Source organism: Prochlorococcus marinus, assembly GCF_001180245.1.
GTDB classification, from domain to species: domain Bacteria; phylum Cyanobacteriota; class Cyanobacteriia; order PCC-6307; family Cyanobiaceae; genus Prochlorococcus_A; species Prochlorococcus_A marinus_F.
Genome location: NZ_CVSV01000131.1, coordinates 154,557 through 177,380, shown reverse-complemented (window position 1 = coordinate 177,380; position 22,824 = coordinate 154,557). Strand labels below are relative to the sequence as shown.

At 33.3% G+C, this 22,824-nt stretch carries 24 protein-coding genes; 10 read left to right on the top strand and 14 right to left on the bottom strand.

All coding sequences use genetic code 11. From position 1 onward, the window contains the following. Positions 1 to 7: 7 nt before the first annotated feature. Complete coding sequence (locus AMO19_RS06230; protein ID WP_011818055.1) at positions 8 to 778, bottom strand: hypothetical protein; 771 nt, start codon at positions 776 to 778, stop codon at positions 8 to 10. Positions 779 to 875: 97 nt separating this feature from the next. On the opposite strand from AMO19_RS06230, the gene AMO19_RS06225 reads away from it, so the two are divergent. The 4 genes from AMO19_RS06225 (at position 876) to bchL (ending at position 5,312) form a co-directional block, all read left to right on the top strand. Further along, complete coding sequence (locus AMO19_RS06225) at positions 876 to 1,244, top strand: hypothetical protein (protein ID WP_075507743.1); 369 nt, start codon at positions 876 to 878, stop codon at positions 1,242 to 1,244. A gap of 157 nt (positions 1,245 to 1,401) precedes the next feature. Next, positions 1,402 to 2,658 (top strand): ferredoxin:protochlorophyllide reductase (ATP-dependent) subunit N, encoded by a 1,257-nt coding sequence (locus AMO19_RS06220; protein ID WP_075507742.1) that lies wholly within the window; start codon positions 1,402 to 1,404, stop codon positions 2,656 to 2,658. Between the two features lie 5 nt (positions 2,659 to 2,663). Next, positions 2,664 to 4,235: a ferredoxin:protochlorophyllide reductase (ATP-dependent) subunit B gene (locus tag AMO19_RS06215; RefSeq protein ID WP_075507741.1), complete on the top strand. Its 1,572-nt coding sequence runs from the start codon at positions 2,664 to 2,666 to the stop codon at positions 4,233 to 4,235. Positions 4,236 to 4,424: 189 nt separating this feature from the next. Then, positions 4,425 to 5,312 carry a ferredoxin:protochlorophyllide reductase (ATP-dependent) iron-sulfur ATP-binding protein gene (bchL, locus tag AMO19_RS06210; RefSeq protein WP_032519374.1) on the top strand — a complete coding sequence of 296 codons (888 nt, stop codon included), beginning with the start codon at positions 4,425 to 4,427 and terminating at the stop codon, positions 5,310 to 5,312. Between the two features lie 6 nt (positions 5,313 to 5,318). Here the strand turns inward: bchL and AMO19_RS06205 are convergent, their stop codons facing one another. From AMO19_RS06205 to psaM, 3 genes are all read right to left on the bottom strand, one after another. Next, positions 5,319 to 6,323 carry a protochlorophyllide reductase gene (locus AMO19_RS06205; protein WP_075507740.1) on the bottom strand — a complete coding sequence of 335 codons (1,005 nt, stop codon included), beginning with the start codon at positions 6,321 to 6,323 and terminating at the stop codon, positions 5,319 to 5,321. A 54-nt stretch (positions 6,324 to 6,377) separates the two neighbouring features. Further along, positions 6,378 to 6,545, bottom strand: a complete 168-nt coding sequence (locus tag AMO19_RS08790; RefSeq protein ID WP_257008971.1) for a hypothetical protein — start codon at positions 6,543 to 6,545, stop codon at positions 6,378 to 6,380. 265 nt (positions 6,546 to 6,810) lie between these two features. Continuing rightward, positions 6,811 to 6,915, bottom strand: a complete 105-nt coding sequence (psaM, locus tag AMO19_RS06195) for a photosystem I reaction center subunit XII (protein ID WP_025887817.1) — start codon at positions 6,913 to 6,915, stop codon at positions 6,811 to 6,813. A 101-nt stretch (positions 6,916 to 7,016) separates the two neighbouring features. Here psaM and AMO19_RS06190 point away from each other — a divergent pair, with 101 nt between their 5' ends. Continuing rightward, a complete protein-coding gene (locus AMO19_RS06190) occupies positions 7,017 to 7,745 on the top strand; it encodes a lipoyl protein ligase domain-containing protein (RefSeq protein WP_075507738.1) in 729 nt (242 codons plus the stop codon). 22 nt (positions 7,746 to 7,767) lie between these two features. Here the strand turns inward: AMO19_RS06190 and AMO19_RS06185 are convergent, their stop codons facing one another. After that, a complete protein-coding gene (locus AMO19_RS06185) occupies positions 7,768 to 8,991 on the bottom strand; it encodes a site-2 protease family protein (RefSeq protein WP_075507737.1) in 1,224 nt (407 codons plus the stop codon). Between the two features lie 55 nt (positions 8,992 to 9,046). On the opposite strand from AMO19_RS06185, the gene AMO19_RS06180 reads away from it, so the two are divergent. After that, positions 9,047 to 9,703, top strand: coding sequence for a phosphoribosylanthranilate isomerase (locus AMO19_RS06180; protein WP_075508044.1), 657 nt, complete (start codon positions 9,047 to 9,049; stop codon positions 9,701 to 9,703). Here AMO19_RS06180 and folE read toward each other — a convergent pair. The 6 genes from folE to AMO19_RS06150 all read right to left on the bottom strand — a co-directional run bounded on the left by folE (position 9,700) and on the right by AMO19_RS06150 (position 15,098). After that, positions 9,700 to 10,440 (bottom strand): GTP cyclohydrolase I, encoded by a 741-nt coding sequence (gene folE, locus AMO19_RS06175; RefSeq protein ID WP_025945790.1) that lies wholly within the window; start codon positions 10,438 to 10,440, stop codon positions 9,700 to 9,702. The genes AMO19_RS06180 and folE overlap by 4 nt on opposite strands. Positions 10,441 to 10,593: 153 nt before the next feature. Beyond that, positions 10,594 to 11,328, bottom strand: coding sequence for an SDR family oxidoreductase (locus AMO19_RS06170; protein WP_075507736.1), 735 nt, complete (start codon positions 11,326 to 11,328; stop codon positions 10,594 to 10,596). Next, positions 11,303 to 12,310, bottom strand: a complete 1,008-nt coding sequence (locus AMO19_RS06165) for an acetyl-CoA carboxylase carboxyltransferase subunit alpha (RefSeq protein WP_075507735.1) — start codon at positions 12,308 to 12,310, stop codon at positions 11,303 to 11,305. Before AMO19_RS06165 ends, AMO19_RS06170 begins: the two co-directional genes overlap by 26 nt. Positions 12,311 to 12,313: 3 nt before the next feature. Beyond that, a complete protein-coding gene (locus AMO19_RS06160) occupies positions 12,314 to 13,354 on the bottom strand; it encodes a long-chain acyl-[acyl-carrier-protein] reductase (RefSeq protein ID WP_075507734.1) in 1,041 nt (346 codons plus the stop codon). A 108-nt stretch (positions 13,355 to 13,462) separates the two neighbouring features. Further along, on the bottom strand, positions 13,463 to 14,191 hold the full coding sequence (locus AMO19_RS06155; RefSeq protein WP_075508043.1) for an aldehyde oxygenase (deformylating): 729 nt from the start codon (positions 14,189 to 14,191) through the stop codon (positions 13,463 to 13,465). Between the two features lie 112 nt (positions 14,192 to 14,303). Beyond that, positions 14,304 to 15,098: a creatininase family protein gene (locus AMO19_RS06150; protein WP_075507733.1), complete on the bottom strand. Its 795-nt coding sequence runs from the start codon at positions 15,096 to 15,098 to the stop codon at positions 14,304 to 14,306. A gap of 66 nt (positions 15,099 to 15,164) precedes the next feature. On the opposite strand from AMO19_RS06150, the gene AMO19_RS06145 reads away from it, so the two are divergent. From AMO19_RS06145 to pgeF, 3 genes are read left to right on the top strand one after another with little or no spacing between them, the layout of a single operon-like run. Next, a complete protein-coding gene (locus tag AMO19_RS06145; protein WP_075507732.1) occupies positions 15,165 to 16,370 on the top strand; it encodes a S1 RNA-binding domain-containing protein in 1,206 nt (401 codons plus the stop codon). Further along, entirely contained in the window at positions 16,367 to 17,272 is a 906-nt protein-coding gene (locus tag AMO19_RS06140; protein WP_075507731.1) for a Tab2 family RNA-binding protein, read from the top strand. Before AMO19_RS06145 ends, AMO19_RS06140 begins: the two co-directional genes overlap by 4 nt. A gap of 22 nt (positions 17,273 to 17,294) precedes the next feature. Then, positions 17,295 to 18,077 carry a peptidoglycan editing factor PgeF gene (gene pgeF, locus AMO19_RS06135; protein ID WP_306452421.1) on the top strand — a complete coding sequence of 261 codons (783 nt, stop codon included), beginning with the start codon at positions 17,295 to 17,297 and terminating at the stop codon, positions 18,075 to 18,077. A gap of 5 nt (positions 18,078 to 18,082) precedes the next feature. Here the strand turns inward: pgeF and AMO19_RS06130 are convergent, their stop codons facing one another. The 3 genes from AMO19_RS06130 to hemH form a co-directional block, all read right to left on the bottom strand. Continuing rightward, the gene (locus tag AMO19_RS06130) at positions 18,083 to 18,433 is read right to left on the bottom strand and encodes a hypothetical protein (RefSeq protein WP_075507729.1); all 351 of its coding nucleotides are present in this window, start codon (positions 18,431 to 18,433) and stop codon (positions 18,083 to 18,085) included. Between the two features lie 67 nt (positions 18,434 to 18,500). Further along, a complete protein-coding gene (gene ilvB / locus AMO19_RS06125) occupies positions 18,501 to 20,264 on the bottom strand; it encodes a biosynthetic-type acetolactate synthase large subunit (protein WP_075507728.1) in 1,764 nt (587 codons plus the stop codon). A gap of 137 nt (positions 20,265 to 20,401) precedes the next feature. Then, positions 20,402 to 21,577, bottom strand: a complete 1,176-nt coding sequence (gene hemH, locus AMO19_RS06120) for a ferrochelatase (RefSeq protein ID WP_075507727.1) — start codon at positions 21,575 to 21,577, stop codon at positions 20,402 to 20,404. A gap of 65 nt (positions 21,578 to 21,642) precedes the next feature. On the opposite strand from hemH, the gene AMO19_RS06115 reads away from it, so the two are divergent. Then, the gene (locus AMO19_RS06115) at positions 21,643 to 22,812 is read left to right on the top strand and encodes a site-specific integrase (RefSeq protein WP_075507726.1); all 1,170 of its coding nucleotides are present in this window, start codon (positions 21,643 to 21,645) and stop codon (positions 22,810 to 22,812) included. The last annotated feature ends 12 nt before the right edge of the window (positions 22,813 to 22,824 follow it).

Genomic DNA, 22,824 nt, shown 5'->3' with positions numbered 1-22,824 from the left:
AAATTTCTCAATAATTTGAAATTTCATCAATTGCTCTTATAGCAGCAGCTGCTGCTTCTTCTACATCTCCTTCTTTCCCTGCTAGAGTTAATCTACCAAAAGCTCCAACTGCCTTTACATCAACAACAGTTATATTTGATGCTTTTTCTGCTTCATTTGCTGCTTTTAAGACATACCCAGCCGGTTCAGTTTCTAATATAAACATACTCATACCAGATTGAATCATTGATCCACTCCTGTTTTGTCTATTTATTAAAACAGCATGATCTGGAGTAATAGCTCGAATAACTTCTGTCCAACTTGTTGAAGGTTTGGTTCTTTTTCTAACTTCACTACCAATAGCATCTAGGACAACATCCCCGGAATGCAAAACAGTACTTTGATCTTTATGGTAGAGGGCAAGAGAACCAAATGCTCTTTCAACGATCATCTGTCCAAGTCTTACATTACTAGCCTTTAAGGCAATATCAGTGACTCTATGCACGGCCATCCCAGGTGAAACTTCCATCCATAGGCATGAATCTCCAGGGATTGGTAAAAAACCTCTACTAACAGTTCCCATATATGCAGCCAATTGAGGCTGAAGAGAATCTAAAAAAACATATGTTCTTAACTCAATTTGTTCTACTTGACTTGCTTGTCTGGATACCAACGACTTTTCTGAGTCAGTTGTAATAAAACAGCTTGCACCACTAGCCTGAGATTGTACCTCAGATCCTGTGACAAGAGAACTCCCTTTCTTTCGTTCCCCTCTGTTTAAGCTAGAAGTTGGTTCCATTCACGCGACTATAACGGATAATGGTTCATTTTTTCCATTAAATTTACTTGCATGCTTCCCACAAAACGATAACTTCAAGTAAAAGATATGCATTTTTATGGGAACTTCTCAAAAAAAAGAACCAAATGTTTCTGGCACTGAAAAAGAATTAACTCCTGATCAAACTCTTGGATTAGTCAGCTTAAGCTTGATGCAAAAATTATCTCAGAAAGATCCATCTTTTAGTTGGTTAGAAGAAGATAAAATCGAGAAGGTAAATCTTAAGAACCTTAGAGATAGATTGGAGTTAACGCAATTAGCTATAAATACTGGAGCACCTTTAACTACTTCAGAAGTGACAGCTTTAATTGGAGCAAAGCCCGGAAAATCTAAGTTAGAAAGAGCAGGATTATTAGCAACGAAAATAGCTAGAAATGTATGGAAAATATCAAAAACAAGTCAAGGAAGTTCCTTCTACAGAAATTAAAATACGCCCAAAAAGTTTTTTCCATAATTCCCATTTAAGTATTTAAACATTCATATAAGTTTTTTAAATGTGTTCATTTTGTAAGAGAACTTATTAATTACTTTCTTAAATTAAAAAGTTTATGCAAGCTTGAAATATAAGCTCTTGAAAATTTTTAATGAGTAAAGTTGAATTTAATAAAGAAACTGGACCGAGGGAAGTTTTTTGCGGTTTAACTTCAATTGTTTGGCTCCACAGAAGAATGCCTGATGCGTTTTTTCTGGTAGTAGGTTCAAGGACATGTGCTCATTTAATTCAAAGCGCTGCTGGAGTTATGATTTTTGCTGAGCCAAGATTTGGGACAGCTATTCTTGAAGAAAAAGATCTAGCTGGTCTTGCTGACGCTCATGAAGAGTTAGATCGAGTGGTTAATGATCTTATTGCAAGAAGACCAGAAATAAAAACTCTTTTTCTAGTTGGATCTTGTCCAAGTGAAGTAATTAAACTAGATCTTGCAACTGTCGCAGAGAAATTAAATAAAAGATTTTTAGGTCAAGTAAGGTTCGTTAATTACTCTGGCAGTGGGATAGAAACAACGTTTACCCAAGGAGAGGATGGCGCCTTAAAAGCTTTAATTCCATTAATGGAGTCATCAAAAGAGGAAAAATTATTATTAGTTGGGACTCTCGCAAATAATGTAGAGGATAGGTTTAAAAAGATTTTTAGAAATTTAGGAATTTCAAATATTGAGAGTTTTCCACCACGACAATCAACAGAATTACCAAAGATTGGCAAAAATACAAAAGTATTATTAACTCAGCCTTATTTAAGTGATACGGTACGAGACCTCAAACATCGGGGTTGTGAAATAATTTCAGCTCCATTTCCTCTAGGTATCGAAGGCAGTACAAAATGGTTTTTAGCTGCAGCGAAAGCTTTCAAAATTAGTGAACTTAAAGTTCATGAAATTATTTCGCCTTTAATCAGTAGAGCAAAACTTGCTCTTGATTCACACAAAAAAATACTTAAGGGGAAAAGATTATTTCTTCTTCCTGAATCGCAACTAGAGATATCTTTGGCAAGATTCTTGCATAATGAATGCGAAATGGATCTTATAGAGGTAGGCACTCCTTACCTAAATAAGGATTTAATGAGAGAGGAGATTAATTTATTACCTGATAATACAAAAATTGTTGAAGGGCAACATGTAGAAAAACAATTAGATCGAGTGAGAGAATCTAATCCAGACTTAGTAGTTTGTGGCATGGGTTTAGCTAACCCACTTGAGGCGGAGGGGATTAGTACTAAGTGGTCAATAGAAATGGTATTTAGTCCAATTCATGGAATTGATCAAGCCGCAGATTTGGCTGGTCTCTTCTCCAAACCTTTAAAAAGAAATCAAATACTAACTTCAAAAACTTTAGTAACGCATTAAAAACTATGGAATTAACTCTTTGGACGTATGAAGGACCACCACATGTTGGTGCTATGAGAATTGCCTCGTCAATGAAAGACATTCATTATGTGCTTCATGCCCCCCAAGGAGATACATATGCAGATCTTCTCTTTACCATGATCGAGAGGAGGGGGCAAAGGCCTCCTGTAACTTATACAACTTTTCAGGCTAGAGACCTTGGAGGCGATACAGCAGAATTAGTGAAGAAAAATATCAAGGAAGCCGTTGAACGATTCAAACCCAAAACTCTTTTAGTCGGAGAAAGTTGTACAGCAGAACTTATCCAAGACCAACCTGGAGCACTTGCTAAAGGGATGGGGTTTGATATGCCTATTGTTAATCTTGAATTACCTGCTTATAGCAAGAAAGAAAATTGGGGGGCGTCAGAAACCTTTTATCAACTAACAAGAACCCTTTTAAAAGAAAAAGTAAGTTCTTCAGACAAAATTAATCCCCTTAGGTGGAGGGAATTAGGTAGGAGACCAAAAGTTAATATACTTGGCCCTTCATTACTAGGATTTAGATGCAGAGATGATGTAATCGAAATCCAACGCATACTTTCAGAGCAAGGAATAGATACAAACGTAGTTGCGCCATTAGGTGCTAGTCCAGATGATATTAAAAGACTAATTGATGCTGAAATAAATATTTGTCTTTATCCAGAAATTGCGGAAGCATCATGCGAATGGCTTAAACGGAACTTTGGAATGGAATATACAAACACTATTCCAATTGGAATAAAAAATACAACTGAATTTATAAATGAAGTTCATAAGAAATTAGATCTTCCTTTGACGAATAAAAAAGAATTAGAGAATAAATCAAAGCTTCCTTGGTACTCAAAATCAGTTGACTCAAATTATCTGACTGGCAAAAGAGTTTTTATTTTTGGTGATGGAACACATGCAATTGCCGCAGCCAAAATTGCCAAGGAAGAATTGGGTTTTGAAGTTGTGGGTCTTGGAACTTACAGCAGGGAGATGGCCAGGCAAGTAAGAGCAACTGCAAAAGATCTAAATCTAGAGGCTCTGATAACTAACAATTATTTAGAAGTGGAAGATGCCATGAAAAAAACCGCCCCTGAACTAGTTTTAGGGACCCAAATGGAAAGGCATAGTGCAAAAAGACTCGGCATTCCATGCTCAGTAATTAGTACTCCAATGCATGTTCAAGATGTTCCTGCAAGATATAGCCCTCAAATGGGCTGGGAGGGAGCAAATGTGATTTTTGATGACTGGGTACATCCCCTAATGATGGGCTTAGAAGAGCATCTTATTGATATGTTCAAACATGACTTTGAGTTTGTTGATGGTCATCAAAGCCATTTGGGACATACAGCGACAAACACAAATAACATTTTAAATTCTGACGAAAAAAAAGAAAAAAATAGTAAAGAAGGAATTATATGGACTGAATCTGGTAGAGCTGAATTAACAAAAGTTCCATTTTTTGTAAGAGGTAAAGTTAAAACAAATACTGAAAAATATGCAATCTTGAGAGGAATTCCAGAGATAAGCGATGAAACTCTTTACGATGCCAAAGCATATTTCAGTTAGTTTTTACTAATAAACTAAAATTAAGTCATGAGTATTTCCACTCATAATCTAATAGATTTAATCCTAAAAATTCAGTTATAAGAACAAATTTCCGGCTTTTAATACAATTAAATACATATTTGTTTAGAAACATATTTCATGTGTATTTGCGCTGCAAGAATATAAATAATAATGTGTTTTATGCTTTAAATGACAAGTACTATAAATAGACCTCTTGATGGAGAAGGAAGTGTTCAAGTAAAGCAAGATCCAAAAATAAATATTGAGGAAGGGGCTTTAGTTATTGCCGTATATGGGAAAGGTGGAATTGGGAAATCAACTACATCATCAAACCTTTCTGCAGCATTCTCAAAATTAGGTAAAAAGGTTCTACAAATTGGATGTGATCCGAAACATGATAGTACTTTCACTTTAACGCACAAAATGGTTCCTACAGTTATCGATATTCTTGAGGAGGTAGATTTTCATAGCGAAGAATTGAGGCCAACCGATTTCATGTTTGAAGGTTTTAATGGCGTAATGTGCGTTGAAAGTGGAGGTCCTCCTGCTGGGACAGGGTGCGGGGGATATGTAACCGGTCAGACAGTTAAACTATTAAAAGAACATCATTTATTAGAAGATACTGACGTTGTTATTTTTGATGTCCTAGGAGACGTCGTTTGCGGAGGATTTGCAGCTCCATTGCAACATGCAAATTATTGTCTAATTGTTACTGCTAATGACTTCGATTCGATATTCGCTATGAATAGAATTGTCTCTGCAATTAAAGCAAAAGCAAAAAATTATAAAGTCAGATTAGGTGGGGTAGTCGCAAATAGATCAAAAGAAACAGATCAAATTGATAAATTCAATGAAAGAACAGGTTTAAAAACTATGGCCCACTTTAAAGATGTCGACGCCATTAGAAGATCAAGACTAAAAAAATGCACCATTTTTGAAATGGAACCTACTGAAGATGTTATTGAAGTTCAAAATGAATATTTATCTCTTGCCAAAAATATGCTTGAAAAAGTAGAGCCTTTAGAAGGTAATCCACTTAAAGATAGAGAAATTTTCGATTTATTAGGATTTGATTAGTCTAAATTACTCTAATCCAACCAATTGGCGTGTTAAATCATATGTTTGTTGAGAGGTCTTCGTATCAATTATTCTTTTTGACAACTTTTGAGAAAAAGCTTTTCTACCAGTTTTCTGACGATTTCCCCAGCTCCAATGGACTGATGGTTTAGCAAATTCTTTATAAGTTGCCACTTTAGCGACTCTCTCTCCTGCCAGTCTTTGTGAAACATATCCTTTTGTTATGAATTTTTGAAATATCGGGAAAAGGAATCTAAATAACCAAGGTGTATCTCTAAAAAGTTTTGTATCAGCAACACATCCAGGATATAGAGAATTTACAATAATCTTCTCTTCAGGATATCTTTTTGATAATTCCTGAACGGTCACCATATTGCAAAGTTTACTATCCTTATAAGCTTTACCAGGTTTAAATTTCTTTCCATTAGCCATACTTATTGGAGATAAGAAACCATTTTTGAATCCAGATAAATCTCCCAAATCAGCTGGAGCAGGAATAGGAATCCTTCCTCCAAGTTCTGAATAATTAGCCGTAACAGTCCCTAATACTGTAATCCTTGGCTTGAATACAGTTAATTTGCCATTTAAAACAATTTCTCTTTCAGAAGATAAAATATTTTCCATAAGTAGGTTTATCATAAGAAAATGCCCAAAATGATTTACTGCCATAGAGTTTTCAAATCCCTGAGCAGACCTTTCAGGTCTCTTTAGTCTCGGTTTATAAACTGCTGCATTACAAATAAGAGAATTTATTGGCTTCTTAAATCTTTCTAATATTTCATCGCAACCTTTTCTCACATCATTCAAGTTAGAAAGATCTATTTCTATAAAGTGAACATTTTCAACTTCCTCTTTTGTCAAGAATTCCTCAGCTATTTTTATAGCTCTTTTATTTGATCGATTTACTGCTATGACCTCCCATCCAAATCTTAAAAGAGGTTTTAGAGTATTTAATCCAACGCCTGAAGTTGTTCCTGTTATTAGAACTAAACCCTTAATGTTCTTACTCACTAGCAAAAAAGTTAATTGAAGAATGAAAAGTAGGATGATTCAAGATCATCCTTATCAACGCCATATTACTCTGATAATGTCCCTAGAAATTATTTGATCCTGATCCTTCATAAATCTTTGCGCACCTTCATAAGAGAATAAATCATCAAACTTATCTTTTAAAAGATTAAATCTATATTTTTCGTATAAAAATGATTCTTCAATTTCCCTTAATCTGGTCAACCTTACTTTAGAACTATAGCCAAGCTTAATCAGGCTTATTATTGCTAAAAGGGAAAAGCTAATTTTTATAATTAAAAAAATCAATGATACAAAATTATCCTGTTTCTGTTGTCTTTTTAGAAATACAGACCCAAAATATTTTTTGAATAAAATACTATTTTTATAAAAAGATTTTGACAAATTAAGTAATTGATATTTTTACTGAATAAATCAATTCAGTCTTACTTTATTATTACCTTATAAATTTTAAATTTTCTAATAGAATTTAGTTCCTACCTAAACTAATTCCTAGTCTTAATGCTAAAACTCCTGCATGCATAACAACTATGAGGCTTAATGCAATAAGATTTATTGTTTGAGTTGGCTCCATGGTAAAAAAATTATTTTCTATATTCTCCACCGAAAAGAGAAGATTTGAAACACTATTACAAAATGATGTTACGTAATTAACAAATTGAAAGAAAAAATTTATTGAAAATTATCATATATAAACCTACAAAGTTAATTTTGGGAATTGGAAATCAGGCTTTAATTTTTTCAACAAATAATTTACCTGGATTTGATCAAATGGCTTTAGATTTAAATTCTTTAGATCAGACAATTTCGAATCCCGAAATAATTCTCACATTAAGGTTCTACTATTGGACTGGGGATTGGCTATCAATTGGCTTTCACCAAAAGGAAATTCCTCTTCATTGGAAAAATTTATTATCAAATGGGGAAATTAATATTGTTAGACGTCCCTCTGGAGGGGGAGCTGTTCTGCATTCAGGAGGCATAACATATGCATTAACATTTAAAAAAACTTACTATAAAGTCTTAAGTTATGAAATGGTTAATAATTGGTTAATTAAAAGTTTTGGAGAATTAGGTCTAAACTTACAATATGGTAATTTACGAAAATCAAGTATTAAAACGAATTGTTTTGGGACTTCATTAATTTCCGATTTGGTTGATCAGGATGGGTTTAAGAGAATAGGTAGTGCTCAATTTCGTAAAAAAGGTGCATTCCTTCAACATGGAGAAATTCAAACTAATCCTTCAAGAGATTTGTGGTTCAAATTATTCAAAGAAGAAGCTCCACCAAAAATAAATTTAAAATTAACAAATGATGAAATAGTTCAACATTTGAGAAATTCATTCCTGGAAAATAAATCAAATATAACTTTCAAAAATATTGCCATAGATAATAAAAAATAGAAATTTTTAATGGCAAGAATTATTAAAGATCTCCTTTCTGCTTCATTGAATTAATTATTCTCGGTAATTCAATTCCTAAGGGATAATTATTTTTAAAGTTTAATTTGTTAATAATATCTGAAGGCAAATTAAAACCTAATTTATTCAAGACAAAGTTTCCAATTTTTGACCTATCGATTATCCCCAAAGGGATATTTGCAGCATTTAGAACCAATAAATAACCTTCATTTGTTTCTTCAAGTGCTTCTATAGTTATCCATAATTTATCGTTATAAGATACACTTTCAAAACTATCGATTGGTTTCTTAAAATCTCCAACAAAGTTCTGTTCCCATTTTTTCAAGGAAACAGTTTTTAAAATATTCTCATCAACAAAACCGGTCCACCTACCATTTTTAGTAACAAAAAAATATTTATCCGATGCATCCTTCTTATTTTTTATTAACTTATTAAATTCTGAGAAATTTGAATCATATTCAATTTTCCTTAAAGGTTTTAATTTGATCTCAGAAACTTTACTAAATTTAAGTATATTTTCAATTTTAAAAAATTGACTTTCAGATTTTGAAGAATTAATTCCAAATAAGCCCAAAAAAGAAAGAATAAAACCAAAGTAAAAGTTAAATCTAAATAAACAAATTATTCCAAAAAATAAAACAAAAAAAGATAAAAATAAATTTACTTTATTGAGGAAATTTCTTCCTTTATTTTTACTGCCTGAGAAATGCCAAATAATACTTTTTAATAAATTCCCTCCATCCAAAGAACCAATTGGAATCAAATTTAAGAAGCCTAAGAATAAATTAAATATACCTACTCTTGAAATTACATTAATTGCTATTTGTTCCTGAGATGCACTGTTATTAGAAATTAAAAGTAAGATAAATGCTGTAGCGAAACACAAAAGAGGTCTTACAATTGCAATTTTTATATTACCTAAAGCAGTTTGACAATACTTATCTATTTGTAAAATTGCTCCTAAAAAATAAAAAGTAATTTTTTTTATTTTTACACCCTGATTAAGTGAAACAAAAGTATGAAAAACCTCATGAAAAATAATTGAAGATAATAAGAAAAAAGACGTTAAAAACCCTATAATCCAAGCTTCTTTATTATTGTAGATATCGCCAGAAGATAAATTTACCTGATTACTAATACTCCATGAGAATAAAAAGAGAATAACAAACCAATAGGGATGAACTTTAAAGGGAATTCCCCATATTTTAAAAATTTGCCAACTTCTCAAAAATAATCTCCGCTATATTTAGCAATAATATTAATCTTACATGCAGGATAATGATATGCCCAAGACTAATCCTTTAGTTAAAATTTGTGGACTAACTTCTGAAGAACAAGCTCTTCAAGTCGCTAAATTAGGAGCGAATGCTATTGGCATTATTTCGGTTGAAGAGTCGCCAAGGTATGTATCAGCTGAAATTAAGAAAAAAATATTTAAAACCCTAGAAAACTTTTATCCAAAAATCGATAGAGTAACTGTTGTGCAAAATTGTCCTATAGATTTAATTATCAAAAACTTCTTAGGCAAACCAAGTGAAACTATCATTCAATTACATGGAGATGAAGATATTGATTATTGCAAAGAAATAAGGGAAAAAATCCCCCATATTGGCCTATGGAAGGCTTTCAGAATAAAAACGGAAAAGGACATAGATAAAATAAAACCTTTTGAAGATTTTGTAGATGCGATACTACTTGATTCTTGGAATAAAGAAACTTATGGAGGTTCAGGGAAAAAAATAAATTCTATTTATCTAAAGAATTTGCAATTTAGCAAACCATGGTTGTTGGCAGGTGGAATATCAATTGAATGGATTGATGAAATCTTTACTGACTTCAAACCAGATGGGTTAGATATTTCAAGTAGTATTGAAATATCTCCAGGTTTAAAAGATATAAAAAAAACAGAGAATCTTTTTAAGTTGTTAAAAAGATTTTAGTAATTATTAGTAGCGGACTGCTGTTTTACAAGCTCAAAAAATTCTTGTTTTAAACTTAAATCGTGTCTAAAATCGCCTCTCACAACAGAATTAATCATGCTTGTATTTGGTTCTTTGACTCCCCTCCACTTCATACAATAATGTTGGGCCTTTACAATAATGCCTAAACCTTTAGGTTCGCAAAGTTTTTCAATTTCATCTGCAAGGATCATTACAGCTTCTTCCTGAATATGGGGTCTTGAAAAAACCCAATCAGCAACTCTCGCAAATTTTGAAAGTCCTATGACTTTATTTCCAGGTTTAATACCTATCCAACACTCTCCTAAAATTGGTACTAAGTGATGTGAACATGCAGATCTGACCGAAATTGGACCAACTGTATAAATTTCATCAAGATTCTTGTCATTAGGAAAACTTGTAACTTTAGGTTGTTCATGATATCTGCCTTTGAAAACTTCGTTTAGATACATTTTGGAAACTCTCTCAGCAGTTTCTTGAGTATTATGATCATTCTCAACATCAATTACGAGGGACTTTAGTAGGTCTTTAACTCTTGAGGCTACTTCTTTTTCTAAAATTTCTAATTCACCAGGATTTATAAAATCAGAAATGTTATCGTTCGCACTAAATCTTGTACCAGAATTCTTAATTCTGTCTCTTATAATTTCAGAAATTAGTTTATTAGTAATCTGGTCGTCAAAGTTTCTAATATTATCGTTGGGTAATGTAGAGGTCATAAAATTCTAAACAGAAAATAGTATGCAACTTAATTTACTGTATCTTCCTAAAGCTTAATTGCTCATATACTATATCACATTCTCTTGTTCAATCGGGTTCTAATAGTACTAAAAAAAATCACTGTTTTAAGATTAATCAGATAAACAGAATGTTTAAAAGGCTCCGCCAGAAGGCATCAAAGTCAAGTCTTCAATCAATTGTGATTGAGGTTTATTAGCCATGTAGAGAATAGTTTCTGATACCTCCTTTGAGGAGAGCATAGAATTTCTATCAAAATCAGAATTGATTGATTCGGAGTCCCAAAGAGGAGTATTGACTGAACCAAGAGTTATTGTGCAAGCTCTTATTGAATTAGATCTCTCCTCCTCTCTCAAGCATTTAGTAAACATAGCTAATGCAGATTTTGAAACACAATAAGCTCCCCATTGGGAGAATGCATTATAAGAGGCATGACTACTTACATTAATAACTAAACCACCATTTTTTCTCATTTGAGGAATTATTGAACTACAAATTTGAAAAACACTTGTCAGGTTTATTTGAATAGTTTGTTCCCATTGACCTAATTCCATTTCGACTAAAGGGCTATTAAATGCGCAACCGGCATTATTTATCAAGACTGAAGGACATCCATATTTCTCAATTGCCTCTTTAACACAATGCTCTATTTCTAGGGGATTAGTTAAATCACATTTTACTAGGTTAATTTTTGATTTAGTGGTCAACAGTTCGCTCTTTAGTTTCTCCATTAAATCCATATTCCTGGAGAGTAAAATTAAATCCCAGCCAGCATTGGCAAAAGTAATTGCGGTAGATCTACCAATACCTTTCGTAGCACCCGTTATAAAAGCTAGTTTCAAGTTATTCAGTTTTTTGGGGGATTTCACTATAAATCTCTTCAATATTATTTGCTTCGATAAATTTACCTAAAACCCTGAACTTTTTGTATCGTTCCTCAATTAATTGGTCTTCAGGCATTTGAAGTAGAGCATTCAGGTGTTTCTCAATAGCCTCTTTTAGTGTGTTACCAGCATCTAAAGGAGCCCAATTATTCCCACCAGAAGGTTCTGGTAAAACCTCATCTATAATACCTAATTTAAGTAAATCTTTGCCTGTAATTTTAAGTGCTGATGCCGCTTCTGGTGCCTTCGCAGAATCTCTCCACAAAATTGATGCACATGCTTCTGGACTAGCAACCGTGTAAACACTGTGTTCAAACATTAGTAACCTATCGGCGACACCTATTCCAAGTGCGCCTCCTGAACCTCCTTCTCCGATGACAGTAGCAACAATTGGAACTTTCAATCCAAACATCTCTCGAAGGTTTCTTGCAATGGCTTCACCTTGACCTTGTTCTTCAGCTTGTAAACCAGCATAAGCTCCTGGAGTATCAATAAATGTAAGAATTGGCAAAGCGAATCTATTTGCATGCTGCATTAATCTGAGAGCTTTTCTGTAACCGCCTGGTTTTGCCATCCCAAAGTTTCTTACTACATTTTCTTTTGTATCTCTTCCTTTTTGATGCCCTAACATCAACACTGGTCTATTATTTATCGAACCTATCCCCCCGATTAATGCCATATCATCGCCACCATTTCTGTCTCCATGTAATTCGATCCAGTCATCACAAAACATTTGAACAAAGTCCAAAGTACTTGGTCTTTGAGGATGTCTAGCTACCTGAATCTTTTGAGCAGGGGTGAGAGATTTAAATATTTCTTCTCTTCTTCTAGCAGCTAAGGTTTCAAGCTGTAGTAGCTGTTGACTAACATCTACCTCTGAATCTCGAGCTAATTCTTTAATTTGCTCTATCTGCTTCTCAAGTTCAACAAGAGGCTTTTCAAAATCAAGAAGGTAACGTTTAGCCATGATTTAGACAGTTAATACTTTAGGCTGCTTATCAAGTCCAATGGCGGAAAAACCATGCTTTAAAGAAGCTGCTCCAATAAATTCCATCTTTTCAAGGGAAATGTTATTTCTTCCCCAACTAAAGTTTGTATGACACTTTTCAAATTCTAAAATCATAGCTTCTGCAAAGCAAGCAAACATCTCTCGCTGAGGGTTTTGCATTTCCGCAAGTTCCATCATATTCCAACCAATATCATTGAAAAACTCTACTATACCTCCTTTTAAAACATAAATATTTTCACCCTGAAATTTCTCATCAAGATTTTTGGGGTATCCTCCATCAATCATTAAACATGGTTTTTTTAAGTTGTCAGTATCAATTTCAATAGTTTTAGGCATACTTGCTACCCACACAACAATATCCGCCTGAGGCAATGCCTCATCCAAACTTGTTATGGTGCCACCATCTAATTCTTTTTGTAACAGCGCCAGAGGCTCTTGTTGTCTTGCTACCATAAGAAGTTCTGAAATCCCAGTTTTATTGATAAGCCACCTACAAACAGCGCTACCAATATCACCTGTAGCGCCAATTACAGCAACAGTTGCTTTTTTAAGGTCTATCCCAATTCGAGGAGCATTTATTTCTAGTTGCTTACAAATAACCCAGGCGGTATGAGTATTGCCAGTAGTAAACCTTTCCCACTCTAATGAAGTATTTCTAATTTGTTTATGCTGTAGAAGATTAAAATTCTCAAAAATAATAGAAGTAAATCCTCCTAAAGCGGTAATACTAATTCCTTTTTTCTGAGCTAGTTCCATAGCATTTAGTACTTTTCTTCTAGCGGTTTTAAACCTAGAAAGCATTTCAGGAACAAAGCACGAATCTATATAAGAACCTTCAATAGATATTCCAGTTGCACTCTTAACTTCTACATTTTCAACAAGCTGAGGAGGAGCAGTACACCAAACATCCAAGTCTCCATCAGCAATATGATCAAAGCCTAGCATCGAAGCTTTTCTCTTTGCATCTTCAAAACTGGTTGAGTGGCCTATTAACCCAAACATTTAAAATTTATAAATGGTTTCTATACAATGTTATGAACAATAGCACAGAGGTAACTACTTAAATAGGTTTGATTAATTATTAAAAGCCTTAATTAATTAGAAATGTAATTAGACGATAGCTGCCATAGCCATTCTTGCAATTTCTCTATTATCGAGACCTATTTCCATCAATGTATCTTGATAAGCGATCATAAATTCTTCCATCAATTCTTCTCTGTCCATAGCTAAAACTGATGCGTCATCTGCTACTTCATCTAACATCTTTTTAATTAACGGAAGATTAACCTTATTAGCTTCCATTAATTCCTCTTTACAAGTTGATAGATTTTCTTTAAGCCACTCTTGACCGTAATTTAAATGAAGATATTCATCTTTAACCACTCCCTCTGTTATTTTTTTTGCAAAAGGATCCGCAACTCTTATGTAGACGTTATAAGCAGAAATTGCAAATGCTTCAATTAAGATTGCTTGTATTAAAAGACATGTTGTTAAATTTCCTTTTTCAAGAGCAACTTGAAAATTACCGTGTAATTTAGAAAAGAATTTTTTAGCAAAATCCATATCAGCTACTACTCCTAAATTTCTTCCACAAGCAGTAAAGCCTTTTTTATGCTTCATTTCCATCCTCGCCAATTTAGTTAATTCCTCTAACTCATTTGGAATTAAAGTTGCTATTGAGATGTAATTATCATGAGCCTCTTGCTCTCCCTCTATAACAATCGCATTAATTCTGCTGTATGCATCCTTATAAGAATCTGTAGTGAAGTCGGGTAAATCTAAAGAAATCGGATTAATCGATTCATCAATAGTTTTTTTATTTGATTCTAGAGTTTGCATGTCAGTAATCTTTAGCTCATTATGCATGAATATTACACGATTATAGAGAGTTTATTTAAATATCATGAAAATAGTTTCAATTGTTAAGTCACATTTTTTACTTAAAATTTATTTAAGAATTGTTTGGCCAATCTGATTGCATCAGATTCATAATCAATTTGAACCAATGATTAATCAATAATTCCTTTAAATTTTTTCCTAAAGACTCATTTGCTCCTCTACTATCTCCAATAACACCTGATTTACTGAAGTCGTCAGTAAGCCAAGCAGTAGGTGCATTCCCCTCTAGACTCCAGCCTTCTGGGATTTCTCCTTTAATGGTCTCATTTGGGCGTTCATCACCTACTAATTCTGGTTTCAAAGCGAGCATCAAACTTGTTTCAGCTAAAGAAGCATGAAGCCCATCCTCGATTTCAGTTTTTGTTAACAACTCACTTAATCCATTAACACCACTCCATAGAAAACAGGGGAAAACTGCTATCCCTGGTGAGAAACTTCTTAGCTCTCTTGCCGCTGTATTTAGTAGTGAGATTTGACCTCCATGTCCATTTATTAAAATCAATCTTTTAAAACCCATTTCAGATAATTGACCTCCGACTTCCTTAACCATTGAGGTTATTAAATTTGAGGAAAGTGAAATTGTCCCAGCGAAACCTTTATGTTCTGGCGAAAACCCAATATATTGAGTTGGAAGTTTTTTTAATGGAATATCGGCAGGTAATATTTTAAAAACTTCGCTAATGATGTCATCAACAAAAATACTATCTGTAGCAAGAGGCAAATGAGGTCCATGTTGCTCAACAGCTCCAAATGGCCAAATCACTGTTGATCTTTTTTCTTTTGCAATACTCTCAATTTCTTGCCAATTTAAATATTCAAATTTATTAGATATTGGTTTAAAGTTCATTAATTTTAATTTTGAGTACTAACATTTAGAGTATGTTAATAATTAATTATTCTTATTTTACCTACGATGGGAGCTAGTAATAAAAATGCCCAAGATAATATCCAACCAAAGGGCAATAAAAAACCTCTTCAGGTACTTCACATAAGCAAGAAAGATTCTCAAGAAATAAATAATGAGCAAAACAATTCGCAAGAAGATATAAAAAAAGAAAATATTGCAATCAAACCCCAAATCATTGAAGATAATTCAGTAAAAGAAATTGAGGACAGTAGTGAAAAGACTAAGGATTTTGATATTTATCAACAAAATTTAACTCAACAAGACTTAAAAAGACCGCTTAATTTTTCTGAGCAAAATACAGATTTTCAATTAGAAAGAACAGTTGATGAATTCGATTTTGATGAAAGTGCTTTTTTGGAGGCTTTAAATGCAAATGAGCCAATTGGGGCTACTGGAGAAACAATTTCAGGTAAGGTTATAGCAATCGAAAGTGATGGATTATATGTTGACATTGGTGGAAAGGCACCTGGTTATATGCCCAAAAAAGAATGTGGTTTGGGTGTCATAACTAACTTTAAAGAAAAGTTTTCTATAGGCCTTGAAATGGAAGTTTTAGTTATCAAAGAACAAAATGCTGATGGGATGGTAACGGTGAGCGCTCGGGCATTAATTCTTAGGCAAAGTTGGGAGAAAGTCTCAAGTTTCGCAAAAAATGGAGAATTAATTAGCGTTTTAATTAATGGATTTAACAGAGGTGGGCTTACTTGTGATGTAGATGGATTAAGAGGATTTATCCCCAGATCCCAACTTGAAGATGGTCAAGACTATCAATCATTTGTTGGCAAAAATCTAAAAGTGGCGTTTCTTGAGGTTAATCCAGAATCCAGAAAATTAGTTCTCTCTGAGAAGAAAGCATCATTAGTTTCTAAACTTACAAGTCTAGAATTAGGTCAATTAATTGAAGGAGAAGTTTTAGCTGTAAAACCATATGGCTTTTTTATTGATTTAGGGGGAGCTAGTGGACTTCTTCATCAATCCTCACTAACAAATGGATCGATTCGTTCTTTACGTGAAGTTTTTAGAGAAGGGGAAATTATAAAAGCTTTGATATCTGAAATTGACCTCGAAAAAGGGCGTATTGGCCTCAATACAGCACTCTTGGAAAACTCTGCGGGAGAATTAATTATTGATAAGCAAAAAGTTATGCAAGAAGCCACCGAGAGAGCATTAAAAACTAAAGCACTTTTCGATAAAAAAGAACAAGATAAATGAACATCAACAAAAAAATAGAGTCAAGTATTAAATTAAAAATTTCAGATTGGGAATTAGACTTTTACTCAAGACCAATTATTGAATCAAACGGAAAAAAAAGGTGGGAGTTAATTATTTGCTCTACAAGAAGTTATAAGACAGAAGATATTTTTCTTTGGAATAAAAAATGCCCTGCCAATGAAGTTAACTCAGTATGGCTTACAAAAGCACTAAATGAAGCAATAAGTGAAGCAAAAAAACAAGGGTGGGAGAAACCTTCAATAGTTCGATTCTGGAGGTCGTCAATGAAATCGATCATTAAAAAATCTCTAGAGGCCCTTAGTATTGAGGCTATTGTAAGTAGGAGAACTTACGATTTATTAGATAGAATTGAATTTCTCGAGAAAGAGATTTATCCAAAGGAAAAAGGTTATGTAAGAGGTGTATTAGCCCCTACTTTTTCTTCTAAAATGGAAAACCCTCCTCAACCTCTGCCAGAAGCAGTGAGGGGCGATGCTTTAACTATCTCTGAAATATCAATTGGCGAATTAAAATCAGCAGAAAATTGGCCTATAGAATTTGGAGATATTTTCCCAATTCAGCAAGATTTAGATGATAATTATTTAGTTCCAGGATTAAGACTTTTTAGCAAAGATAGATCTTTAGCACTTTCTGCATGGTTCAGTTGTTTAGAACCTATTAAACTAGTCATGAATAAGAAACAACTCATACTTGAAGCTTCAGAAGATGATAAGTGGCTAGTAACCGATTTACCAGAAAAAGATGCAAACATTTTGAATACAAAGTTTTTAGAGAATAAAAAAAATTCTCTTGGTTATCAATTTATTTCCATACAGTCAACGCCATATATCGAAAAATTTGCAGGATTCTGGATATTAAGGGATATTGAATTAATTACATAAATTCAGTTTAGGAGCAGGAACTATTCCTTACAAAGAAATATATTTCTCAAAAGATGAAATTTATATTCAAAACAAAAAATTTGAGTATTATTCATCACCTATTCTTAGTCAAAATAATTTCAAACATGCATACTTCACGAAGTCTTGCTCTGAGAAATTTCTTCAATTATTAGGTAATCACTTTAATGAAAATTCTATAAACTGTGTTTCCAATCAAATTCACAGTAATGTAATAGTGTTTGGATCTCACTCGCAAAAAGGGACTAAGACTGATGCAGATGGTCTTGTTAGCAATAAATGCAGTCAAAACTTATGGGTTTATACAGCTGATTGTATGCCAATATTTTTTGCAGATAAAAGTACAAGAAATGTAGCAACCTTGCATTGTGGAAGAAAAGGTTTAGAAAAAAAAATAATAAAAAATCTGGTAAAAATTTTCGATACTTTTGGGACATCTAGAGATGACTTACTTGTTGCAATAGGACCAGCGATTTCCAAGGAATATTATCTAGTTGATAAAATTACTTTCAAAGAATTTTATAGAAAGGCCGAAAACAAAAACATAACTGTCAAATTGACTAAAACTAAAAAAGATTTTTGTTTTAATGATTCAAATCACCTTAGAGAGCAAAACTTAAATCAACTTGATCTAAAAAGATTTGCCTATAGACAACTTTTAAATGAGAACATCCCTCATATAAATATAGACATCTCAAATTTATGCACATACAAATTCAATAATGAATTTTATTCCTGGAGAAGGAGCAAAACAATTTCAAGACAATGGAATCTTATTTGCTCATAGGATAATTAACTTGGACAAATTTCATTACTTAAGTTATTAGCGACCAATAATTCCGTCATCTCCTTAGTACCTTTAATATTAAAGACTTTTGCTATCAAAACATTCTCTTTGAAACCAAAAGGCTTTATTTTCACTTTGCTCCCCCTTGGGAATTCACTCTTAAGTAGATTAGTTGCTTCAATCTCATCATTTTCATTTACATCTACACAAAATAATCCAATAGTTAAATTTCTATTTTGATCCCCCACCAAAATAGTATTTGAACTTTTAATTTGAAGAATTTCGGCCGAGTTTACTATTACAGGATTAAGAACAATCAAACAGATTATAATTAAAATTTTTGATAATTTTTTCAATTCAGAAATATCTAAGATTTTAAAATTAACTTAAAGTTAATTTTTTAAAATGAGGAATTTTAAAAAATTAGTCTTCACAATTAACATATCCAACCATTTGAGCATTACTTTTACCAGGAGGAACCATTGGATAACAATTTTCACCTCTTCTTACAAGAATATTAATCAAGGCAGGGCCGTCATGATCAAGCGCATTTTTTAATTCATTCTGTAATTGTTTTCTATCAGAAATTAAATACCCTTTAACTCCAAAAGACTCAGCAAGTTTTACAAAATCAGGTTCACCACAACTCATATCAGATGAGGAATATCTTTCATCATAGAAACTTTCCTGCCATTGTCTTACCATCCCTTGCCAGCGATTATTGATAATAATCAATTTCACCTTTAGACCATATTGAGATAAAGTTCCTAATTCTTGAATATTCATTAAGACACTTGCATCTCCTGCAATACAAATTACATCTGAATTAGGTAAGGCTGCTTTTACTCCAATTGCCGCTGGCAATCCAAAACCCATAGTTCCTAAGCCTGCACTACTAATCCATTTTCTTGGAGAATTCCTAAGATATTGAGCTGCCCACATCTGGTGTTGTCCTACATCTGTAGTTATATAAGCTTCTGGTGAAAGTTCCCTCACTTTTAAAAGAACTTCCTGAGGATAAATTTCTCCTTCTTTAGGCGGGTCATATAAAGGGTGTTTATGTTTCCAAAAATCAATTTTTTCTAACCAGTTTTTCGTACGACAAGTAAATTTATTTTTTAAAGATTGTTCATTAATTTTCAGGACAGCTTTTGAAACATCAGCGACAATTGCAACATCTACACGTCTATTTTTATTAACTTCTGCTGGGTCGATATCAATATGAATTACCTTTGCATTAGGTGCAAAAGTATCTAATTTTCCTGTCACCCTGTCATCGAATCTAGCCCCAATAGCAATTAAAAGATCGCATTCTGTAACAGCAAAATTTGCATAAGCAGTTCCATGCATTCCTAACATCCCTACTGATAAATTGTCTTTTTCATCAAAAGCACCCTTCCCCATTAAGGTCGTGGTAACTGGTATTTGATAATTCTTTGCTAAAGTTTTTATTTCATCATGAGCTCCTGAAGATATTGCACCACCTCCTACGTATAGAAGAGGTCTTTCAGAATCTTCTATTAGTTTCACTGCTTTGTTGATATCGCAATCATTAATTTCTCCATTCCTTTTAAATCCTTTAGGAATAATCTCACCAGGCAAAACTCTTTGGTAATTAAAGAACTCCTGACCTACATCTTTGGGTATATCAATTAAAACAGGACCAGGTCTTCCAGATGAGGCTATAAAAAAAGCCTCAGATACTACTTTCGCAATATCTGAAGGATCCCTTATTACCCATGAATGTTTCACTATTGGAAGAGTTATCCCAAAAATATCAGTTTCTTGAAAAGCGTCTGTCCCTATAGCAGGTCTTGGGACTTGACCTGTAACTACAACTAGAGGGACTGAATCCATTTGAGCAGTGGCAATTCCAGTTACCAAATTTGTTGCCCCTGGGCCTGAGGTTCCAAAACATACTCCTACTTCACCAGTAGATCTTGCATATCCATCAGCCGCATGTGAACCACCTTGTTCATGCCTAACCATAAAGTGCTTTAACCAACCATCTTGTTCTGCCTTATGAACAGCGTCATATATTGGTAGTATGGCTCCACCAGGATAACCAAATATAACTTTTACTCCATGAATTTTTAAAGAATCCATTAGTGCATCTGCACCCGTTATCCAAACTGGATTTTCATGTTTTGAACTACCCTTTGAAAAGGATCTCGAAGTAAGGGTCACTAAAGAAATTCAATATTTACTATAAATATTAAACTCAATTAAATACTTTTGCCTCATTTAGAAATGTAATGTCAGAAATATATTCAAATAAACCTTTTAAAAAATTTAAAAATTTTCAAATAAATATCAATTTTTCTTTATAAGATGCCTAATTTATGTAAAGGCCCAGAGCCTGAAATAAGTTCAATAAAAAGCACAAGAAAAATAATCATTGCAACCCTTCCGTTCCACACCTCTGAACTATTATTCCAACCCCATTGCCACTTCTCTTGAGGATAAAGTTTAACTTTTTCAGGTAACTGAGAAGCCTCCTCAATATTAATTAGAGGTCCTTCCAAGCAGGAAATCACTAGATCACTAAGACCTTCAATAAAAGTAGGATGAGTATTTAGAGCCTTAACTCTCCGAAAGTTTTTAATACCAGCCTTTTCAGCAATTTCTTTATATTCAATATCAATTTCTTGCAATGTTTCGATATGCTCTCCAACGAAACTTATAGGGACCACAATCAGATCATTAACATTTGACCTTCCAAGATCAGCTAACACTTCTTCTGTATAAGGCTTCAACCATTCAACAGGACCAACTCTACTTTGATAAGAAAGTGTATGAGGGTTACTATGACCTAAGCATTTTTCCAACTCATTTATAATTAATAAGGAGCAATCTTCAATCTGTTGCTTGTAAGGGTCTCCAGCTTCCTCTACGTAACTCTTAGGAACTCCATGAGCAGTGAAAAATATATGAGCTTTTGAAGGTGATTCACAACGTGAAATCTGTTCAGAAATTAATTCGACCATAGACTTTAAATAACCTGATTGACTGAACCAACTCCTTACACATCTCATTGGAACCTTCTTAAATTCATCATCAGAATCTCGCAATTTTTTTAATTCTCTAAAACTCGAACCACTAGTACTTATCGAAAAATGCGGATACAAGGGTATTACAACAACTTGATCTATGCCATCTGCTTTCATATCTGCAATTGCAGATTCTGTAAAAGGATGCCAATACCTCATAGCGATGTAGGTAGTGGCATTAAACCCCTTGTCCCTTAATTTAGATTGTAATTCTCTTGCTTGTTGTTCAGTTATCCTTCTGATAGGTGACCCTCCACCTATAGAGAGGTAAGCTTGTTGTGAAGTAGTACTCCTAAGAGTGCTAATTAACCAAGCTAGGGGCTTTTGAAAAACAGGGAACGGTGTCCTGATAATTTCTGGATCAGAAAAAAGATTGTATAAGAATGGGCCGACATCAGTAATGCGTTCAGGCCCTCCTAAATTCATTAGTAAGACGCCTATTTTATCCATTTAAAATTTATGGAGATTGAAAATCAACATTAAAAACGTCATTATATGGTCAATTATATAAGTAAATGAACGTAATTCAGGAAATTAATAATGTCAATGACAAATTTGCTACTAAAGGCAGTAAGCTTAAAATTGAGAAAAGAGGAGAGAAATTAAATATTCGTGGTTCACTACCCTCCAAAGAAGATAACAATAACTTTAAAATTCAAAGAATATCTCTTGGCTTAAAGGCTGATATTTCTGGATTAGAGGAAGCCAAAAAAAAATTGCAATTAATCAATCTGCAATTGGAATTAAATCAATTTGATTGGATTAATTGGATAGCCAACCCTTATAAAAAGGAAATAAAAGATGGTTTTGAATTCCCAAAAAGATTAAATCAATTCGAGGAATTCTTTTTTAAAGAAAGTAAAAGTGATTTTCGAACCAGCACTAGAAAAACTACTTGGAGAAGTTCTTACAAACCATATATGAAAAGAATCCTAGATGTTTATAGTGATCACGAAAATGAAGCTTTAGAAAAAATATTTCAAAAAACACTTGAAAGTTATAAAGAAGGTACGAGAAGTAGGAAACAATGCGCTACTTCTCTAAGTGTTTTAGCTAAGTTTTTGGACATTAAACTACCGGAAGATTGGAAATTAAATTCTAGGGGATATGGTCTTAACAAAGCTGGATTTAGAGATCTCCCTAAAGACGAATTAATAGAGAAACTTTGGGAAAAGATACCAAACAAGTCTTGGAAATTTGTTTTTGGTCTAATGGCTACATATGGATTAAGGAATCATGAAGTATTTTTTTGCGATTTAAGTTCTCTTACTAATTTTGGGGACAAAATTATAAGAGTTTTGCCTACGACTAAAACTGGGGAACACCAAGTTTGGCCATTTCATCCTGAATGGGTGGAAAAGTTCGAATTATCAAAACTTGGCGGAAATCCAGAACTTTTACCAAACATTAATAAAGACCTTAAAGTTACAACCTTACAGAATATTGGAAAAAAAATTACAGACCAGTTTAAGCGTTACTCTTTGCAAATAAAACCTTATGATCTAAGGCATGCTTGGGCAGTTAGAACAATTTTTTATGATTTGCCTGATACTGTGGCTGCCAGAATGATGGGGCATTCGGTTAGTTTACATACTCAAACTTATCACCATTGGATTACTAAAAGAGATCAACAACAGGCAGTAAATAATGCACTTTTAAAAGTTAAAAGAGTTAAAAATATTTAAAGATTTATAATG

What these genes read in the sequence shown, in the direction of transcription:
- AMO19_RS06160 (WP_075507734.1), bottom strand. Translation starts at nt 13,354, where the DNA reads ATGTTTGGGTTAATAGGCCACTCAACCAGTTTTGAAGATGCAAAGAGA.
- AMO19_RS06150 (WP_075507733.1), bottom strand. Translation starts at nt 15,098, where the DNA reads ATGAACTTTAAACCAATATCTAATAAATTTGAATATTTAAATTGGCAA.
- bchL (WP_032519374.1), top strand. Translation starts at nt 4,425, where the DNA reads ATGACAAGTACTATAAATAGACCTCTTGATGGAGAAGGAAGTGTTCAA.
- AMO19_RS06140 (WP_075507731.1), top strand. Translation starts at nt 16,367, where the DNA reads ATGAACATCAACAAAAAAATAGAGTCAAGTATTAAATTAAAAATTTCA.
- AMO19_RS06225 (WP_075507743.1), top strand. Translation starts at nt 876, where the DNA reads ATGGGAACTTCTCAAAAAAAAGAACCAAATGTTTCTGGCACTGAAAAA.
- AMO19_RS06220 (WP_075507742.1), top strand. Translation starts at nt 1,402, where the DNA reads ATGAGTAAAGTTGAATTTAATAAAGAAACTGGACCGAGGGAAGTTTTT.
- hemH (WP_075507727.1), bottom strand. Translation starts at nt 21,577, where the DNA reads ATGGATAAAATAGGCGTCTTACTAATGAATTTAGGAGGGCCTGAACGC.
- AMO19_RS06230 (WP_011818055.1), bottom strand. Translation starts at nt 778, where the DNA reads ATGGAACCAACTTCTAGCTTAAACAGAGGGGAACGAAAGAAAGGGAGT.
- AMO19_RS06165 (WP_075507735.1), bottom strand. Translation starts at nt 12,310, where the DNA reads ATGGCTAAACGTTACCTTCTTGATTTTGAAAAGCCTCTTGTTGAACTT.
- AMO19_RS06180 (WP_075508044.1), top strand. Translation starts at nt 9,047, where the DNA reads ATGCCCAAGACTAATCCTTTAGTTAAAATTTGTGGACTAACTTCTGAA.
- folE (WP_025945790.1), bottom strand. Translation starts at nt 10,440, where the DNA reads ATGACCTCTACATTACCCAACGATAATATTAGAAACTTTGACGACCAG.
- AMO19_RS06215 (WP_075507741.1), top strand. Translation starts at nt 2,664, where the DNA reads ATGGAATTAACTCTTTGGACGTATGAAGGACCACCACATGTTGGTGCT.
- AMO19_RS06115 (WP_075507726.1), top strand. Translation starts at nt 21,643, where the DNA reads ATGAACGTAATTCAGGAAATTAATAATGTCAATGACAAATTTGCTACT.
- AMO19_RS06155 (WP_075508043.1), bottom strand. Translation starts at nt 14,191, where the DNA reads ATGCAAACTCTAGAATCAAATAAAAAAACTATTGATGAATCGATTAAT.
- AMO19_RS06145 (WP_075507732.1), top strand. Translation starts at nt 15,165, where the DNA reads ATGGGAGCTAGTAATAAAAATGCCCAAGATAATATCCAACCAAAGGGC.
- psaM (WP_025887817.1), bottom strand. Translation starts at nt 6,915, where the DNA reads ATGGAGCCAACTCAAACAATAAATCTTATTGCATTAAGCCTCATAGTT.